Raw genomic sequence first — 871 nt, forward strand, 5'->3', positions numbered from 1 at the left:
GAGAGGCCGTCGGTTGCGACCTTTCCTTCCTCCCTCTTCTTCTTGTGGTTCCTTTCCCCCCCCCCCCCGCCCCAGGAGCACGCCTGAATCCGGCCGTGTTCCACCTCCCGATCCCTCCCGGCGCCCGGACGTTCGCCGCTTCGGCGAACGGCGGCGCGGTCGGCGCCGTCCGTGGCGACGAGGCGTGGGCGCTGCTCCCCGGGGGGGGTGCCCCAACGGGCTCTGGGCCCGGGTCACCGCGTACTCCGGGAAGGAGCCCGACCCCCTGAAGCTCGCCCGGCTCGCCGTGTCGGCGGCCGACCGCATCGCCGACCGGCGCGGCTGCGGCAGGGCGCCGCTGCCCGCCCTGCGCGAGCTGGCCCCGGCCGCCACCGAGCGGGAGCTCGACGGCGACGCCGTCTGCGGCCTGCCGGGGGTCTCCGTCCAGCGCTCGCCCGGCAAGCGCTACGAGGAGGCCGTGACCGTGGGGTCCGACCCCCTGTGGACCTGCGAGGTCACGCCCGAGGGCGAGAACGGGGGCACTTCCTCCCTCGTCATCGCCACCGAGCCCCGGCTCCGGCCGGACGCCGCCGACCGGGACACCAGTCCGGCGTTCGGCCGAGCCCGCTGGGTGGGGTCCCTCCCCCGGGACGAGATCGTGTGACCTGCCACGACCGGCCCGTCTACTTCCGGATCGGCACGATCAGGCACCTGGGGTACCTGTTCTCCACCTCCGACGAGGCCTGGAAGCAGTTCCTCACCGCCGGCGGCCAGGCGATCGGGAGCGAGCCGATCCTCTAGTGTCCTGCACCTGAAATTCGCTTCATATCTGTAGCCTGTGCCCATGGCGCGTATGGGGCGGCCGATGGCCGAGCTGACCTTGACCGATGAC

General features: G+C 73.1%; 2 protein-coding genes. Both read left to right on the forward strand.

Annotation, left to right across the window (positions count from 1 at the left end; genetic code table 11):
- The first annotated feature begins 184 nt into the window (after positions 1-184).
- Positions 185-643: a hypothetical protein gene (locus ACZ55U_RS26950; RefSeq protein WP_465529861.1), complete on the forward strand. Its 459-nt coding sequence runs from the start codon at positions 185-187 to the stop codon at positions 641-643.
- Complete coding sequence (locus ACZ55U_RS26955; RefSeq protein WP_465529863.1) at positions 640-780, forward strand: hypothetical protein; 141 nt, start codon at positions 640-642, stop codon at positions 778-780. The genes ACZ55U_RS26950 and ACZ55U_RS26955 overlap by 4 nt, the downstream gene beginning before the upstream one ends.
- The last annotated feature ends 91 nt before the right edge of the window (positions 781-871 follow it).

Source organism: Kitasatospora sp. NPDC034533 (genome assembly GCF_055575155.1).